This window comes from Streptosporangium sp. NPDC001681 (genome assembly GCF_040298085.1).
GTDB lineage: Bacteria > Actinomycetota > Actinomycetes > Streptosporangiales > Streptosporangiaceae > Streptosporangium.
Window position 1 is genome coordinate 1 of record NZ_JBEOZN010000194.1, and the last position, 14,905, is coordinate 14,905.

17 protein-coding genes and 1 tRNA gene are annotated in these 14,905 nt (G+C 65.9%); 11 read left to right on the forward strand and 7 right to left on the reverse strand.

All coding sequences use genetic code 11. The annotated features are described in order from the left end of the window. Positions 1 to 286: 286 nt before the first annotated feature. On the forward strand, positions 287 to 2,206 hold the full coding sequence (locus ABT130_RS44475) for a hypothetical protein (RefSeq protein WP_350966047.1): 1,920 nt from the start codon (positions 287 to 289) through the stop codon (positions 2,204 to 2,206). Positions 2,207 to 2,565: 359 nt separating this feature from the next. On the opposite strand, the gene ABT130_RS44480 is transcribed toward ABT130_RS44475, so the two are convergent. Further along, positions 2,566 to 2,832, reverse strand: coding sequence for a GntR family transcriptional regulator (locus tag ABT130_RS44480; protein WP_326645065.1), 267 nt, complete (start codon positions 2,830 to 2,832; stop codon positions 2,566 to 2,568). Between the two features lie 261 nt (positions 2,833 to 3,093). On the opposite strand from ABT130_RS44480, the gene ABT130_RS44485 reads away from it, so the two are divergent. The 3 genes from ABT130_RS44485 (at position 3,094) to ABT130_RS44495 (ending at position 4,428) form a co-directional block, all read left to right on the forward strand. Then, the gene (locus tag ABT130_RS44485; protein ID WP_350966048.1) at positions 3,094 to 3,414 is read left to right on the forward strand and encodes a hypothetical protein; all 321 of its coding nucleotides are present in this window, start codon (positions 3,094 to 3,096) and stop codon (positions 3,412 to 3,414) included. A 23-nt stretch (positions 3,415 to 3,437) separates the two neighbouring features. Further along, positions 3,438 to 3,794, forward strand: a complete 357-nt coding sequence (locus ABT130_RS44490) for a hypothetical protein (RefSeq protein WP_350966049.1) — start codon at positions 3,438 to 3,440, stop codon at positions 3,792 to 3,794. Positions 3,795 to 3,876: 82 nt separating this feature from the next. Next, complete coding sequence (locus ABT130_RS44495) at positions 3,877 to 4,428, forward strand: hypothetical protein (protein WP_350966050.1); 552 nt, start codon at positions 3,877 to 3,879, stop codon at positions 4,426 to 4,428. Here ABT130_RS44495 and ABT130_RS44500 read toward each other — a convergent pair. After that, positions 4,364 to 4,861 (reverse strand): guanylate kinase, encoded by a 498-nt coding sequence (locus ABT130_RS44500; protein ID WP_350966051.1) that lies wholly within the window; start codon positions 4,859 to 4,861, stop codon positions 4,364 to 4,366. The genes ABT130_RS44495 and ABT130_RS44500 overlap by 65 nt on opposite strands. A gap of 41 nt (positions 4,862 to 4,902) precedes the next feature. Between ABT130_RS44500 and ABT130_RS44505 the strand changes: the two genes are divergently transcribed. Both ABT130_RS44505 and ABT130_RS44510 read left to right on the forward strand, forming a co-directional pair. Further along, positions 4,903 to 6,057, forward strand: a complete 1,155-nt coding sequence (locus tag ABT130_RS44505) for a site-specific integrase (RefSeq protein ID WP_350966052.1) — start codon at positions 4,903 to 4,905, stop codon at positions 6,055 to 6,057. 228 nt (positions 6,058 to 6,285) lie between these two features. Further along, positions 6,286 to 6,642, forward strand: a complete 357-nt coding sequence (locus ABT130_RS44510) for a hypothetical protein (RefSeq protein ID WP_350966053.1) — start codon at positions 6,286 to 6,288, stop codon at positions 6,640 to 6,642. A 118-nt stretch (positions 6,643 to 6,760) separates the two neighbouring features. On the opposite strand, the gene ABT130_RS44515 is transcribed toward ABT130_RS44510, so the two are convergent. Both ABT130_RS44515 and ABT130_RS44520 read right to left on the reverse strand, forming a co-directional pair. Further along, positions 6,761 to 6,833, reverse strand: a tRNA-Arg gene (locus ABT130_RS44515). Positions 6,834 to 6,962: 129 nt separating this feature from the next. Next, complete coding sequence (locus ABT130_RS44520) at positions 6,963 to 7,262, reverse strand: ArsR/SmtB family transcription factor (protein ID WP_350914158.1); 300 nt, start codon at positions 7,260 to 7,262, stop codon at positions 6,963 to 6,965. 103 nt (positions 7,263 to 7,365) lie between these two features. On the opposite strand from ABT130_RS44520, the gene ABT130_RS44525 reads away from it, so the two are divergent. Further along, positions 7,366 to 7,995 (forward strand): nitroreductase family protein, encoded by a 630-nt coding sequence (locus ABT130_RS44525; RefSeq protein WP_350966054.1) that lies wholly within the window; start codon positions 7,366 to 7,368, stop codon positions 7,993 to 7,995. A 21-nt stretch (positions 7,996 to 8,016) separates the two neighbouring features. Here ABT130_RS44525 and ABT130_RS44530 read toward each other — a convergent pair whose 3' ends face one another. Then, complete coding sequence (locus ABT130_RS44530; protein ID WP_350966055.1) at positions 8,017 to 8,571, reverse strand: hypothetical protein; 555 nt, start codon at positions 8,569 to 8,571, stop codon at positions 8,017 to 8,019. A 131-nt stretch (positions 8,572 to 8,702) separates the two neighbouring features. Here ABT130_RS44530 and ABT130_RS44535 point away from each other — a divergent pair, with 131 nt between their 5' ends. Together ABT130_RS44535 and ABT130_RS44540 are read left to right on the forward strand one after the other, a co-directional pair. Beyond that, entirely contained in the window at positions 8,703 to 9,830 is a 1,128-nt protein-coding gene (locus tag ABT130_RS44535; protein WP_350966056.1) for a sensor histidine kinase, read from the forward strand. Beyond that, the gene (locus tag ABT130_RS44540) at positions 9,827 to 10,462 is read left to right on the forward strand and encodes a response regulator (protein ID WP_350914149.1); all 636 of its coding nucleotides are present in this window, start codon (positions 9,827 to 9,829) and stop codon (positions 10,460 to 10,462) included. Before ABT130_RS44535 ends, ABT130_RS44540 begins: the two co-directional genes overlap by 4 nt. Before the next feature lie 40 nt (positions 10,463 to 10,502). Here the strand turns inward: ABT130_RS44540 and ABT130_RS44545 are convergent, their stop codons facing one another. Next, entirely contained in the window at positions 10,503 to 10,967 is a 465-nt protein-coding gene (locus ABT130_RS44545; protein ID WP_350914147.1) for a MaoC family dehydratase, read from the reverse strand. 135 nt (positions 10,968 to 11,102) lie between these two features. On the opposite strand from ABT130_RS44545, the gene ABT130_RS44550 reads away from it, so the two are divergent. Together ABT130_RS44550 and ABT130_RS44555 are read left to right on the forward strand one after the other, a co-directional pair. Further along, on the forward strand, positions 11,103 to 12,311 hold the full coding sequence (locus ABT130_RS44550; protein WP_350966057.1) for an esterase-like activity of phytase family protein: 1,209 nt from the start codon (positions 11,103 to 11,105) through the stop codon (positions 12,309 to 12,311). Positions 12,312 to 12,643: 332 nt separating this feature from the next. Then, a complete protein-coding gene (locus ABT130_RS44555; RefSeq protein ID WP_350966058.1) occupies positions 12,644 to 13,075 on the forward strand; it encodes a hypothetical protein in 432 nt (143 codons plus the stop codon). Positions 13,076 to 14,099: 1,024 nt separating this feature from the next. Here ABT130_RS44555 and ABT130_RS44560 read toward each other — a convergent pair. Further along, on the reverse strand, positions 14,100 to 14,330 hold the full coding sequence (locus ABT130_RS44560) for a hypothetical protein (RefSeq protein WP_350966059.1): 231 nt from the start codon (positions 14,328 to 14,330) through the stop codon (positions 14,100 to 14,102). Between the last annotated feature and the right edge of the window lie 575 nt (positions 14,331 to 14,905).

The following is a 14,905-nucleotide window of genomic DNA, read 5'->3' on the forward strand; positions in this document are numbered from 1 at the left end:
CCGGATACCTCATAACTCCGGCATACCGAACGTGCGGTCATCTAGCGGTCATAAATCACCATCGATGATCTAACTCCCGAGCTTCAACCTCAGTAACTAGGACTTGCCCGTAATGGATCCTAGTCCCGCCGCTGAGAGGTGGGGCTCCGTCAAAGGACAGCAGAGCCCCGCAGAGGACCAGAATTATTCACAGGCGGTCGACCCATCTCGTTCCCTATTCTGAGAGGGATGTGACGAAACAGCTCTTCCAGCCCGCTGCCATGACCGCGCGAGAGGCGGGCCCGACGTGATGATCGATTACAACGTCAGCGACCATTGGTCCGCTGACGATCCAGACTGGCTGAAGTCCCTCGTCTCGTCACTCGACCGTCACCACGGTGTTAGCACCGTTCTGCCGCTTACCGTGATCGTCGAGGAGGTCCTGGAGTGGCTGGAGCTTGCCAGCGGCGTCGACGCCTGGAAGAAGGCCGCCAACCGAACGTCGCTACAGCTCGACCTCGACGAGTCCATAGGCGCGCTTGGTGCCTCGCTTCGAGCACATATCGCCGCACCACTCGCACAGTTCCAAGCCGCCTTCTCGCAGCTCATCGGTAGCCCTGCGACCGTCCTGGCGGAGCCACCGGGCACCCGCACCGGCTCTATCTGGACCAACATCACCGCGGCCGCAAAGGATCTCCTCGAAGCGCTCGAAGCGGACGAAGCCGTCCGCGCCAGCTGGGACGACCTCGTGGCCGCGGCTCAGGACCGTACCCTGGAAAGCCGGGAATACCGCCCGATCGCTGAACTGCTCTTCGACCAGTTGCGCAGGCGCGGTCTTAGCGCGGAGTGGACTTTCCTCGACCTCGTCTCGGTCGTGGCATTCGGCCGTGATCCCGACGATATTCCCATCGGTCAGACGAACGTACCGCTGGAGGAGCGAATCGCGATCGCCCGGACCCACGTCAGTACTCCAGCTGAAATCGAGCCGATCGTAGTATGGCTCGGCTACCAGGGCCGAGTGTCCCTACACCTCTCCGCTGGACGAGTGTCCTTCATGGACGCCCACTGGGCGGTGCCCAACGCAAAGCCCGAGGGGCAGGACTTCGAGCACAAGGCAGAGCTGTGGGAACTAGTGCAGGGCGACTCCCTCTTCAAGGTCGCGAAGCTTGTCGACGAGGAGTCCGACGTGGACTTCCTGGTTCGCGTCGACCTCGGGAAAACCACGGCAGCCGGTGCGTTCGACCGTGCCGTTCGCATTGTGAACACGATCCTCAACGTCTCGATCCACAACGCCGGCGGGATCCGCCCACACCTCGCCCAGCACGGGCTCCTGCGCTCCGGTCAGGCTAGCTCCTCTACCTTTAGAGGCTCCCGGCGCGAGACAGGCTTCCCCGACGATCACTACGGCGCGGGCATCACCGCAAAAGCGATCGAGGAATACGGACCACGCATCGCCTTGGCGCTGGCCCGCGAAGAGCTACCCCGATTTCTCGCGGCCGCACTCGAAGTGCAGACCACCGCCGACTACCCTTTCAGCCGCGATATGGCGCTGCGCAAGCCGTCCGAAGCAGACATCAGCAGCGTGATCCCCCTTGGGGACCGCGTAGTGCAACACATCGCGGCGCACGCAGCGCTCGCCCCCAACAACTTGTTCGATCTCCTCGGCGAGCGCTGGGCACATGCTCGGTGGCTTACCGATGTGCGGCGAGCCGTTCATATGTGTCTGCTCGGCGGTAGAGGCCGGGACGGGCTGCTCAACGAGCTGCGCCGCGTGTGGTTCGCGAACGATCCGTCGCGCCCGTGGATCCTGTTCGTCGCTGACCGCTCTGGCGACCTGCTCTCGCTCTGCCGCATCGAGTCCGAGCGCGCCTGGATCAGGCGGATGTTCGCAAGCGTGAGCGACTTCGCCAAGTATCGCGCCCTGGTTGAGTACTACACCACCGAAGGTGTCGTGTTGGAGGCCAGACGTCGTCGTGTCCGGAATGCCTTGGCGCACGGCAACCCCGCCACCTTCGCGGTTGTTGAGTCCGTGCGCGAGTACGCCGAGTTTCTGAGCGGCGGCGCACTCAACCTTGCTCTCGAGTCCTACGTCGAAGGCACGGTGCCCGCTGCCGCGCTCAGGAAGCGGACTGATGAGTTCACCGCAATGCAGGCAGGTCAGGACGCCGCCAGCTACTGGCGGGCTCGCCTCACCGCTAAAGCTCTAACGAGTGCGGACTCGTCGTAGGCATGGGTATCGGCACATCGGCGCCACCAGGCCAACCGACACAGGCGTACTACTGCATGTTGTTCAGGATGTACTCAGACACCCTCAATCGAGACCATCCAGCCCCATTGCTCGGAACGAACGGCCGAAATTAGGACTCTTCCCCAAATCGGGCAGCAGCGTCCGATGATCTGGCAGGGGACGTCCGGTCGTCGGCATGAGCGGACGTAGCGGCTCCCTCTTGGGCCTACGGTCACGGACGATGAGGAATCGATGCATGATCCCTAGGCCAGCCGTCAAGCATCAACTGGGACAGAAACGTCAGTCATCTCCTGGGACTGGACAGTAAGTAGGCTCCGGTGATCTTGAGGCTGTAGTGGCTACTCGGGTGCCTCGTCGGGCTCCGTGGTGCGTTCCTCGGTGGTGGTGACGAAGCTGCCCATGCCGCGTTCGGTGCGGATCCACCGGTCCTTGCGTAGGGCGTTCATGACCTTTTGCGCGGTCTGGGTGGCGATGCCGAACTCTTGGGTGAGGTCGACAACCGAGGGGATGCGTTGGCCTGGCTTGTACTGGCCGGCCTCGATGCGCTTGACGATGATGTCTCGCACCTGTCGCCACCTGGGCAGATCATCGCGCAACTCGGTCATGAGCACACGGTAGAAGCCCGTAGCGGAGGGCACTCCAGCGGAACATACTGCTGTGTTCTATGGTGTTCTATAGAATTGCATGTCTATGATGCGGCCATGGCATCGGCGAGCGGTGGCCTACGTGCCAGCTCGGGACCGCTTCCCCACACCGGTCCCGTCCCCTGGTGCTGGAGGGCGCCAAGGGACACGGCTCCGGGTTCCGCTCACCGATGCCCACCCACCAAGAGCTTTCGCCGAATGACGTGGAGAAGGGAGTGAGCCGTGACCGCGACCTTCCCCGACGACACAGCGGTAAGGGCTGCCGAAGAACTCCGTGAGGCCCTGACCCGGTACGGGATCACTGCCGATGTGCATGACGGGTACGGGCTGGCGCTCGTGTCGGTCTGGGTGGATCTGATCGTGTGGTGCCGCGGGGATCAGTTCTGGTGGCGTACCGGCTGGAACCCCCGCCAGTACCGCCCCGTCTACGCCCGTCACCCGGCAACCGAACCTCACCAGGCCACGCATCGCGTCGCCCTGCGGTACGCGGAGTTGCGGCAGATCCATCCACTGCCGGAGCAGAGAACGGCGTACCCGGCATGACCGCGTCCGGCGGGAGGTCGCTGATGCTGCCGGTTCGTTCACCTGGGTTGGCTGCCGGGGCGCTGGTGCGGCCTGCGGAGGATCTTCGCCTGGGGGATCTCCTGGCTTTCGAGCGTGATCGTGATCAGCCGTTCCGGATCACTCCGGTCCCCGGCAAGGAATACGAGCGCGGACATCGTGCCGTTGATCTCGTGTGGGGACAGGTCACCCAGCTCGGCCGCTTGGGTAGTGGTGGCTGCTGGTTGAAGCCGCCGACGTTCCTGCTGTCGGTCTTCTGCTCGTTTCCCGCGGACGGCTCTCTGATCACCACTTTGTTCAACCATTCCCCCGTGCTGCTCCGGCCTGGCCACAGACAGCGGGATCGGATGGTGAACCCATGAACGGGCGTGACGGCGGTCCCTGGGAGGGGTACGCCGTCACGCCTCACCACACCGGCCATGTCTGGAATGGAATGAGGACGCGATGTCTGAACGGTTCGCTCAACAGCTTCCGACCTGGCCTCTGCCCGCGGTGGGCGCTGGGCCGGTGATCGAGGGGTGGCAGACCGAACAGAGTGGGTGGGGCGTCTTCTCCGCACACCGCACCCCCGAACGCGTGCTGACCGAACAGGAGATGCTCGCCGGGCTCACTGGGCATCTGGTCGCGGAAACGGCCAAGGAACTCCTCCAGCTGGCCGACGAACAGCAATGCATCGCAGAGCGGCTGAACGATGTACCGCCGGTGTGTCCGCACTGCGGGCGCGCCCAGGGAGACGCGCCGCTGATCGTAACGGCGGATGAATCCTCGGTCACAGCTGAGCGGTGCGCACGCAGCTACCCGACCGGGGCCGACTGCCTTCACCACGAGGTGGAGTGGACCCGCCCGAATCCTCTGCCCGATGGTGCCCGTTGTCGACAGTGCGGCACCTGGTGGCGGCTGGACCTGATCCCCGACGAGGTAGCGGCTCGTCTCAAGGGCGGCACTCCTGCGACTGAGGACAACCGGCCTGCCGTAGTCGATCGTAGGCACCCCTGATCTCGCGTGCTGCGGCGTCGGCTCCGAGACGGTCGGTGTGGAGGCGTAGGTGAAAGAACCCGGCGTCGGTGCTCGTCTCCAGGTCGGTGAGTGTCTCGTCCCATGCGGTCAGGCGCTTGTGGGTGTCGACGTCACCGCGGCTTCGGGATCGTTGTTCGGTGACCTCGCGCGGAACCCACAGCAGCACCCGGAGCCAGGAATCCGGAGTTCGGCCGATGAGGCGGCGCAGGTCGTCGAGGTTGCCCATGTGGACGACGGGGACGTAGCCGGCGGCGTGGCGGTCTTCGATCGTTTGGCGGTCGATGGCGTAGACGTTGCCGTAGCAGTGGGTTTCAGCGACCAGTCGGCCCGCCTGGCGGAGCTTGTCCAGGTGCTCGGCGCTGACGAACTCGTACCCGTCTGCTCGGCCGGTGCCGACCTTGAGCTTGGGCAACGCCGAACAAGAAGAGCGCCCCCAAGCTCCGCGACGGCGTCATGAAGCGCGGAAACACCTGGTCCTACGTGATCCGCGTCAAGGACCCGGAGACCGGCGAGAGCAAGCCCAAGTGGGTGAGCGGTTTCGAGACCGAGGATGACGCCAAGGCCGCTCGCGATGAGGCTCGGGTGAAAGCTCGCCGCGGTGAGTACGTCGACCGGAACGCGATCACCGTGGGCGAGTATCTTGACGAGTGGATCGAAGGGCACTCGGTCGAGATCAAGCCGAAGACGCTCAAGGACTACCGCGACATCATCACCCGCTACGTCAAGCCGCACATCGGGCGTCAGAAACTTCAGGCCGTCCGTCCCGCCACGATCACGAAGCTCTACCGGGACCTGATGGCCGGCGGCGGCAAAAACGGCCGCAAGCTCTCGGCTCGTACGATCGACTACGTGCACGCGGTCCTCCGCAAGGCGTTCCGGGATGCGGTTGAAGTCGACCAGGTCCTTTCCTCCAACCCTGTCGAGCGGGCCAAGCGTCCTCGGCGGGATGTCCAGGAACCCGGCACGGTGTGGACTACCGACCAGCTCAAGACCTTCCTACAGATCATGTCCGCGCATCGGCTGTCCGCCTTCTTCCATGTGGCTGCCTACACGGGCGCCCGGCGCGGGGAGTTGCTCAACCTGCGTTGGTCAGACGTCGACCTCGACGGCAAGCAGATCACCATCACCGGATCGGCCGCCTTCATCGATGGCGAACGCATCGAGGGAACCACCAAGAGCGGCCGGAAGCGCATCGTCAGCCTCGACGACGGAACGGTCAAGGTCTTCAAAGCACAGCGAAGCAAGCAGGCTGCCGACAAGCTGGCGGCCGGACAGGAGTGGAAGGGAACGAGCAACCACGTGTTCACGACCGGCTGGGGTGAACCGATCCATCCCGACACGGTCAGCTCGCTCACCGCGACCATGATCCGCCGCTACAACGATCCATCGAAGGGACCGAAACCCAAGAATCCGCTCCCGCACGCCCGGCTCCACGACCTCCGGCACATCCACGCCACGACTCTGCTCCTAGCGGGCGTCCCCGTCCATGTCGTCGCCGCCCGACTCGGCCACGCCGACCCGTCCATCACGCTCCGCGTCTACGCCCACGTGATCCGAGCGGCGGAAGCCTCCGCGGCCGACATCTTCGCCGAGGCCATCGGGGAGTAGGAAGGATCGAAACCCAAGCGCGACCCAGTAGGCCCGTGACGGCATTTCGCCTAGCGGGTCTACTGGTGTGTCGTCGCCTGTTGGCATCTGGCGGAGCCAGGCCGAATGGGATAGGAATTCCAAGATCAGAACTTGGAGGTTGTTCCTGTGGCGTCCACGGATTTGCCGTCTCAACCACCGGTGGTGGCTGAACGCCCCCGGCCGTGGCGGCTTCAGTCGCAGGGATACGTGGCCGTCCTCGGTGGGGTTGCCGCCGTCACCGTCATCGCGCTGATGAACGCCGCTCGCCTCGATGTGCCGAAGAAGGGCAGAGTGCTCATTGCCGGTGCCGGTCTTCTCGGGCTGATCGTGGATGTCGTCATGATCTGGGATACCAGGGTGAGCCCCGACGCCTACACCGTGTTGTCGGTGTTGCTCGCACTGGTCGTTCATATCGTTCAAGTGGGCGTGCAGAGACCGCACGATCGGGGAGCCCTGCTGCTGTCCAGAGGGAAAGATCATGCGCCGATGTGGCTGGCGGGTGCAGTCGCCATCCTGGTCGGCGGCGTACTCCACTACTTCATGCTGACCACGCTCGGAGGGTGATGGGAGCCAACCGGGAGCCAAGCCTGTTAGCAAGGGTGTTAGCAAGAAGCTCGAACGATCAAGGAACGACGAAGGCCCCTGAGGGCGTAATGCCTGTTCAGGGGCCTTCTTGCATGTGTGCGGCCGGAGGTACTCGAAACCCCAACCTTCTGATCCGTAGTCAGATGCTCTATCCATTGAGCTACGGCCGCTCGCTGCGTAAGCAAGCATAGCGGGTTTTGTGGGGTGCCTCGAACCGGTTAGCCGATCGGTTCGTGATCGAGGGAGGGCGCGAGCACCGCGCCGAGGTCGGACGGTGTGACAGGCCCTGGATCAGAGGGTCAGGCGGACCGGAGGATCGAGGAGAGGACACCGGGAAATCGGGTCTCCATCTCGGCGAGGCGGAGTTCGTGGCGGCGGAAGCTGCCTTCGGGGGTGACGCGGAGGAGCCCGGCCTCACGGAGGACCTTCAGGTGATGGGAGAGGGTCGACATGCTCACCGGGACGTCGAACTGGCCGCAGACCACGCCGCCGGCCTCGGCGAGTTGGCGGACGACCGAGAGCCGGACCTCGTCGGCGAGGGCGTTCAGCATGGTGGGGAGGGTGACGGAGGAGACGTCCGGATGGTGAAGGGCCCGCATGGGCCGATCCTAGCCAAGGATTTCGAGGCTTTGACAAACATCGAAGTCCAGCAGCACAATCGAACCAAGCAATTCGACCATCATCGAAATCTTTGGCGGCCAGATGACCCCCGACGACGTGCTCTCCACCACCCGGGCCGTACGCAGGCGACTGGATCTCACCCGGCCCGTCCCCCGCGAGCTCATCGAGGAGTGCCTCAAGCTCGCCGTACAGGCTCCGACCGGGCGTAACCGCCAGCGCTGGCACTTCGTCGTGGTCACCGAGCGGGGGCAGCGGGAGAGGATCGCGGCGCTGTGGCGGGAGGGGATGAACCGGCCGGGGACGCCGATGCCGGAGGAGGACGCGCGGCGGGCGTACGCGTTCCCGGGCTCGATGGAGCGGGTCTGGGAGGGAGCGGATCATCTGTACCGGCACATTCACCAGGTGCCGGCGTTCCTCATCCCGTGCATCACCGGGCGGACCGAGGGAGCGAGCGCGCATGAGCAGGCCAACACGTTCGGCTCGATCCTGCCCGCCGTCTGGAGCTTCATGCTGGCCGCACGGGCCAGGTCGCTGGGTACGGCCTGGCTGGGACCGCTCCGGCTGGAGCGGGAGGCGGCCCAGGTGCTCGGCATCCCGTACGGGAAGGTGATGCAGGTGGCGTTCGTTCCGCTGGCCTACACGATCGGCACCGATTTCAAGCCCGCGCGCCGGGTGCCGATGGAGGAGGTCACCCACTGGGATCGCTGGTGACACCGCGACCGATGCGCGGAATCAGTCACCGGAATCGCCGGCGACGCCGACCTTCTTCGGGAACAGCGTGTAGCTCAGCGGCCAGAGCACGGCGATCAGGGGGATCTTGAGCGCACCGGCCATGAAGGCGATCAACGCCGTGGTCCGTGACGGGTCGCCGACGATGAGGATCAGGCCGAACAACAGGGCGCAGGCGATGCCGTACGCGAGAACGATCCTGAGCCAGATGCCCCATTCGTACCGGGCCCTGGCCATGCCGCCGGGCGGAGGTCGCCACGGCTCGGGGCCACCGGCGAAGCGATGGGCGAACTTCGCGTCGGCCCAGGTGATCGTACGGTGGCCGAAGACGATCGAGTAGCCGATGTAGGCGGCGGCCAGCCCGTGGCGCCAGTCCGCCTGGGCGCCGCCGCGCATGTCGATGACGGAGGCGATGAGGAGGACCATATCGAGCAGCGGAACCGCCAGCAGCAGCGCCGTGCTGAGTCGGCGCATGCCCCACAGGTAACGTGAGGCGAGCCCCAGGCCCAGCAGGATCCAGAACCCGATCTCGCATCCGATGATGATCGCCAGAACCATGGATTCATCCTCCCAACCCGGTCGACCTGGGACATCGTCGGAGCTGATGAACCGGTGTACATCCTTTTATGTACCGGCGATCCTCCCTGCGCCGCTCCTGCGGGCCGTATCGGAATGATGGGATGAGAGGCATGAGACGAGACGCGCTGGGGGCCGTGGCGTGTTTCGTCGTCGGTCTCCTGCTGCTCGCCGCGGGCGCCTACCAGCACCGATGGGCCGCCGCCCCGCTGTTCATCGGGCCGCTGGCGATCTCGTGTGTGGGGGTCGCGGTACGGCGGAGCAGGCCGCTGCTGGCGCTCGTGCTGGGGGGTGTGGCCTTCGTCGGCGACTCCGCCATGGGCCCGTCGCTGGGTACGCTCCTGATCGTCACCGACAACCTCTACTCGGGGGTCAGGTACGGTCCCCGCGCGCTGGGCAGGTGGATGCTCGGCATCACCTCGGTGATCGCCGTCGTCGCGGGTGTGGTCGCCGGGGTCCTGTTCAGGCAGTGGGCCGCCGCTGCCGTCTTCCTCGTCCAGACGGGCCTGGTCGGGGTGACCCCCGTCCTCACCGCGATGATCATAAGACAGCTGGAGGACCAGGCGACCTCCGAGCGTGCGCGGGCCGAGCAGGTGGCGCGGCTGGCGGAGCTGGACCGGGCGGCCGCGGTGCAGGCCGAGCGGGCCCGGATGGCACGGGAGTTGCACGACATGATCGCGAACCACTTCAGCGCGATCGCCATCCAGTCCACCGCCGTCCTCTCCCGCCGGGACCTGGACGCGCAGACCGTACGGAAGGTGCTGGAGTCCATCAGGGAGAACAGCGTCGAGGGCATGGGTGAGATGCGTGCCATGATCGGGCTGCTCCGGCAGGACGGCGAGGAGCCCGAGGCGATCCGGCGCCGGGTGGCCGAGACTGAAGAACTGGCGGAGCGGGCCCGGGAGGCGGGGCTTGACGTGCGGATACGGGTGGACGGCGATGTCAGGGAACTGCCCGCCTCGGTCGATCTGGCCGGTTACCGGATCGTCCAGGAGTCGCTGACCAACGCGCTCAAGCACGGTGGAAAGGCCGCCGACGTGGTGATCGGCTACCTGCCGGGGCTGGTCACCCTGACCGTGGACAACCCGGTGGGCGAAGCGGAGCGGAAGCTGCCCGGCGCGGGTGCGGGGATCATCGGCATGCGGGAGCGCACAAACCTCGTCGGCGGCGTCTTCGAGGCCGGACCGCATAATGACGGCTGGCGCGTCCGCGCCGAGTTGCCCACTCTGGAGAGCACGTGACCATCCGAGTCCTCGTCGCCGACGATCACGCGGCGGTCCGCGCCGGGATCGTCCTCATCCTCGACGGTCACGACGACATCGAGGTCGTCGGCCAGGCCGCCAACGGCGAGCAGGCCGTCGCGATGGCCTCCGAGCTCCGCCCGGACGTGGTGCTGATGGACATCCGGATGCCGAAGCTCGACGGGATCTCCGCGACGCGCGCGCTGAGCGGGATCGCCGACGTGCTGATCCTGACCACCTTCGACATCGACGAGTACGTCTTCGGGGCGCTGCGGGCCGGAGCCGCCGGGTTCCTGTTGAAGAACACCGACGCCGACGCCCTGGTGAACGCGGTGCGGGTGGTGGCCAGGGGCGACGGGCTCATCGCGCCCTCGGTCACCCGGCGGCTGATCTCTGCCTTCGGCGCGTCGGTCCCCGCGCGCAGGCCGTACGAGATCGGCGGCCTCACCCCGCGCGAGCGCGAGGTACTGGCCTGCATCGGCCGGGGCCTGTCGAACACGGAGATCTCCGTGGAGCTGGACATGGCGGAGGCGACGACGAAGACTCACGTCAGCCGGTTGCTGAACAAGCTGGGTCTCCGCAGTCGCGTCCAGGCCGCGATCCTGGCTCAGGAGCTCTCCACGGAGGGCTGAGTCAAGGAGGGCGCCCTCCGCGGGAGAGGTGACCGCATGGTCAGGAGCTCTCCGCCGGGACGTACAGCGAGAGGGTCTCCGCGACGCAGGCGGGCTTGGGCTTGCCCTCGACCTCCACGGTCAGCCGCATTTTCGACAGGTAGCCCGAGGGGGTGCCCTTGAGGTCGACGAGTTCGGCGCCTGCCCGGACCCGCGCGCCGACCGGGATCGGCGAGGGGAAACGGACCTTGTTGAGCCCGTAGTTGATGCCCATGGCCAGATCGCCCACCTGGAACAGCTCCACCATGAACGAGGGCAGCAGCGCCAGGCTCAGGTATCCGTGGGCGATGGTGCCGCCGAACGGCCCCTGCTCCGCCTTCTCCACGTCCACGTGGATCCACTGGTGGTCGCCGGTCGCGTCGGCGAACAGGTTGACCTGTTCCTGGGTGATCTCGCGCCACTCGGTGTAGCCGAGATGCTCCCCGACGGCGGACTTGAGCTCGATGATGTTGGCGAAAATCCTCATATATGGAACTTTATTCCGTTGGGAGGGCAGCGAGAAGCCACAAGCGCATCAACTCCCTCAGCCATGCCTTTGTTTTCGCTGTACGGCCCGCGGCGTAATACCGGCCGTTCATCCGGGTTCCCTAACGTGCCCGCCATGAGACGACGTATGACGATCACCATCGGCGCGGCCGTACTGGCACTGGCGGTGTCCGCACCGGCGGTGGCCGACCCTGGACAGCCCGGTTCCGACAGGCACGGACGCTCCGAATTCGGGCGCGCCACCCTGACCGGGTTCGCCTCCCTGCCCGCACTGACCTTCGTACCCGGCAGCGAGCCGTCGGGGGCGCAGCTCGGCACGGCTCCGATCAACGGGGTGACCCCGCCGTTCACCGGGCAGCCGGTGCAGGGTTTCAGCGGCATCGTGCGGCGGCAGGACGGTACCTTCGACGTGCTGTCGGACAACGGCTACGGCGGCAAGGCCAACAGCGCGGACTTCCTGCTGCGGGTGCACCAGGTGAAGCCCGACTTCAAGCGTGGCAAGGTCGCGGTGCTCGGCGGGTTCGACCTGAGCGACCCCGACGGTCACGTCGGCTGGGCGCTGACCCGGGCGGACCGGAAGCTGACCGGCGCGGACTTCGACGTGGAGTCGATCGTACGGACCTCCGACGGCACCTACTGGATCGGGGACGAGTTCGGCCCGTTCCTGCTGCACTTCTCCGCCACCGGCAAGCTGCTTGAGGCGCCGATCCCGCTGCCCGGCGTGAAGGCCCCGGAGAACCCGTCCCTGGGCGGCGAGCAGCCCAACCTGGGGCGGAGCAAGGGCTTCGAGGGCATGGCCCGTTCGGTCGACGGTCGCACGCTGTACCCGCTGCTGGAGGGCACCGTGACCGGCGACGAGGCCGGGACGCTGCGGATGAACGAGTTCGACCTGCGCAAGCGGGCCTACACCGGCAAGCGCTGGACCTACCGGCTGGAGAGCCCCGACAACGCGATCGGCGACATGATCGCAGTCGATCGGCACCGGTTCCTCGTCATCGAGCGCGACAACCTTGAGGGGGACGCGGCCAGGACCAAGCACATCTACCTGGTGGACATCCGCCACGCGGACCTGCGCAAGACCCTCGTCGCCGACCTGCTCGACCTGGCCAACCCGCACGGCCTGGGTGGGTTCGGGAAGACCTTCAGGTTCCCGTTCCAGACCATCGAGGACGTGGTGATCCTCGACGACCGGACTCTGGGCGTGCTCGACGACAACAACTTCCCGTTCTCCGCCGGCCGTACCCCGGGCCGGCCCGACGACAACGAGTTCATCACCGTGCGCCTGTCGCGCCCGCTTCTGGCCGACCCCCGCGTCTACCGGTAACGGTCCGTGGACCTGCCTGGTATCGCCGGTAACACCGGCTATACCAGGCAGGTCGTCTCGCTGACCGGCGGCGCCTGCAGGGTTTCCCGCCGAGGAACCGGCCGGTAATTCGCAGTAACCTCGCCTCTCATAACATACGAACAACTATGACAAAACCGTAAATAATAATAGATAGACTCCCATCGGCCTTCACGGCGCCATTTATTTGCTCTGCCTCAACCGTTTCAATGAGCTATCTCACTGTCCGAGGGGTATCTCCTAGCTGCTGCCGCTTATGAGGTAGTGAGGGATATCAGATGTTTTCGGAACCAGAAACGAGATGGGGAAATAACGTGCTTCCTCGAAAGAGCGGACGGACACCGGGGCCGATCTCCGGCAGGCGGGTGGGCGTCCTCGCCATCGCGGCAGTCTCCGGCATCCTCATGACGTCGAACCAGGCACCGGCCAACGCCGCCATCGGGCAGGTCCAGGCGCTCGGCTCGATCTCACAGCTGAATGCCGACAGCACTCTCGACGGCCGCCTCTCCCCCAACCCCAACCCCTCCCGCCGGCAGTACCGCGAGGAGAGGCCCTCGGACAGGTGGCGGGGAAGGCCGCACCGCCACCAGGACCGTCCCTACGACCGTTACCGCGGCCGCCGGGGCGGGAACGACTTCAACGAGAACGAGGGACCCGGGCGCGAGCGCCTCACGCGCTCGGAAAGAATGATGAGGGACCTCCAGAACGACCCGTCATTCCCGGAGATCATCATCCGCGACAAGTAGTCCCTGACACCTGGCCGCGACAGGTGATACGCCGCCAAGTGGAACCTGTCCGGTGACGGCACGGCACGATGAGCAGGAGCGGTCACCCACGCCAGGAGCAGGGAAGAAGTGTGTGTCGTGCCGGTTCACACCGGTACGACACACACTGTCATTTAAAGCATGAATTTACATGCGGTTATGCCACCGAACTATGAGGAAATATGCTTTCCGGGCAATGCCGATTGTTGATCATCAGCATTGGACCGCCCGACCCTCCCGCCCCCCTGACATCATCACCTTTCCCCGCTCATCGGACATCATAAAAGCTCCCATGGAACACTACTCCCGAACAATCATCCTAAATCTGACTAAACCGTAGATGAGGCGTAGGTTTTTCTGCACAGTGCCGCTTATTTGCTCTTCCTGAACTATGCCGGAGCGTTATCCCCATAAGCCCCGGGTATCTCCTGTTCCGTCGTCACTTCCGTGGCTGCACGACGGGTCCGGATATTTTCGGAATTAGTAAAGATATGGGGAAATAACGTGCTTCCTCGTAGGAGCAAGTGGGCGTCAGCCCATTCCGGTAAGCGTGCCGGCGCTTTGGCCGTCGCGGCGATGGCAGGCATCCTCGTGATGTCGTCGAGCCAGGTTCCGGCGAGCGCCACCGCCGACAACGCAAGCATTCTGTTCGCACCTCACGGCGACAACGGGGGTAACGGAGGTAAAGGGGGCAAGGCCCGCCTCCAATATTCCGTGCACAGTGGTGAGAAGCCTATTCTTCGCCCGTGCCGCTCCTGCGGATGCCGCGGAGGCCGTCACTGCGGATGCCCTGGCGGTCCCGGCTGGGGTCGAGGTCGAGGCTGGGGCGGGGACGGGGACGGGGACGGGGACGGGGACGGTGCCCGGGACAACGACTGCGACCGGGGCGCCAGGCCCGCCTTCGACAAAGATCGGGGCCGGGACGTTGAACGCGACGACGAGCGCGACGGGCCCAGGGTGATCGATCTGACCGCCCCTGGCAGGCCTACTGGGCGGCGCCCCACTGCTACCAGTTCCACCAACGCGTTCGCAGGACCGGCAGGACCAGCAGGGCCTCCAGGACCGGCAGGACCAGCAGGGCCTCCAGGACCAGCAGGACCAGCAGGACCAGCAGGGCCTCCAGGACCAGCAGGACCAGCAGGGCCTCCAGGACCAGCAGGACCAGCAGGGCCTCCAGGACCGGCAGGACCCGCAGGACCGACAGGGCTGACAGGACCGACAGGGCTGACAGGACCAATGGGGCCAGGAGGACCCGCAGGACCGACAGGGCTGACAGGACCAATGGGATTGACAGGCCCGACGGGCCCCGCAGGACCCAGAGGCGCCACCGGCCCAGCAGGACCCGCAGGTGCGGCGCCCCTGGCAGGGCCGGTAGGACGCCCAGGACCAGCAGGACCAGCAGGACCTCAAGGCCCCGCGGGACCTAGAGGTCCGGCAGGCCCCAGGGGCGCGACAGGTCCGGCAGGTGCGACGCCCCTGGCGGGGCCCGCCACGCCCCCGTCCAGCGGATGCGTCGGCCTGACCGGCGCCATGGTCGCTCTCCAACCCGTCTGCGCCATCACACCTGCCAGTCTCAGCGGACATGTCTACTCCGCCGTGCCCACCGGCCTCGCCGTATCTACCTGCACCACCGGTGCCATGGGCCTCGTCAGTTCGTACGGGGCCATCGGGTGCATGTAGCCCGCGGCGAAGCGGCGGCGTGCTTCCACGGCATTCACCGGCCAGAGGTGGGGGGCCCCGGGTGGGGGGGGGCGGACCCCAGGAAAACCGGGGGTGGGGGGTCGGACACAAACGGGGCGGGGGGGGGTTGGT